Source organism: Microbacterium sp. zg.Y909 (assembly GCF_024626565.1).
Map to the genome: position 1 here is coordinate 1 of NZ_JANJFJ010000709.1, position 824 is coordinate 824.

An 824-nucleotide genomic window follows, 5' to 3' on the forward strand; every position below is an offset into this window, starting at 1 on the left:
CAGTGCACACACCCTCCTGCTTCCGGGAAATGCCCGGGAGCCGTTCTAGTCCGAAGGAGGTGGGTAAGTGACGCACATCCACCAGTACGAACTGATGGTGATCCTCAACCCCGAGATCGACGAGCGCCTCGTCGCCACCAACCTTGAGAAGTTCCTCAAGGTCATCACCAACGATGGTGGCACGATCGACAACGTCGACATCTGGGGTCGCCGCCGTCTCGCATACGAGATCCAGAAGAAGACCGAGGGCGTCTACGCCGTCGTCAACTTCACCGCGAGCAGCGAGTCCGCGCAGGAGCTCGACCGTCAGCTGAAGCTGAACGAGCAGATCATGCGCACCAAGATCCTCCGCGCTGAAGAGGCGATGGCCATGGTCGCCGCCGAGAAGGAGCGTTCCGAGGCGAAGGCTGCCCGCAAGGCTGCCGCGCCCGCGAAGGCTGCGAAGGCGTAACGACGATGGCTGGCGAGACCGTCATCACCGTTGTGGGAAACCTCACGGCAGACCCCGAGCTGCGTTACACGCAGAGCGGACTGCCCGTCGCGAACTTCACGATCGCGTCGACGCCGCGCAGTTTCGACCGTCAGGCGAACGAGTGGAAGGACGGCGAAGCGCTGTTCCTCCGCGCGAGCGTGTGGCGCGACTTCGCCGAGCACGTGGCCGGTTCGCTCACCAAGGGCATGCGGGTCATCGCCAGTGGTCGCCTGAAGCAGCGGTCCTACCAGGACCGCGAGGGGCAGAACCGCGTCTCCATCGAGCTCGAGGTCGATGAGATCGGCCCGTCGCTGCGTTACGCAACCGCACAGGTCACGCGTACCAGCAGCAG

At 64.2% G+C, this 824-nt stretch carries 2 protein-coding genes; both read left to right on the plus strand.

Annotated features, from left to right (window positions below; translation table 11 throughout):
- The first annotated feature begins 67 nt into the window (after positions 1-67).
- Positions 68-451 carry a 30S ribosomal protein S6 gene (gene rpsF, locus NQ160_RS24300; RefSeq protein WP_257517527.1) on the plus strand — a complete coding sequence of 128 codons (384 nt, stop codon included), beginning with the start codon at positions 68-70 and terminating at the stop codon, positions 449-451.
- Positions 452-456: 5 nt separating this feature from the next.
- Positions 457-824 (plus strand): single-stranded DNA-binding protein (locus NQ160_RS24305; protein ID WP_257517528.1); only part of this gene is annotated, 368 nt, incomplete at its 3' end.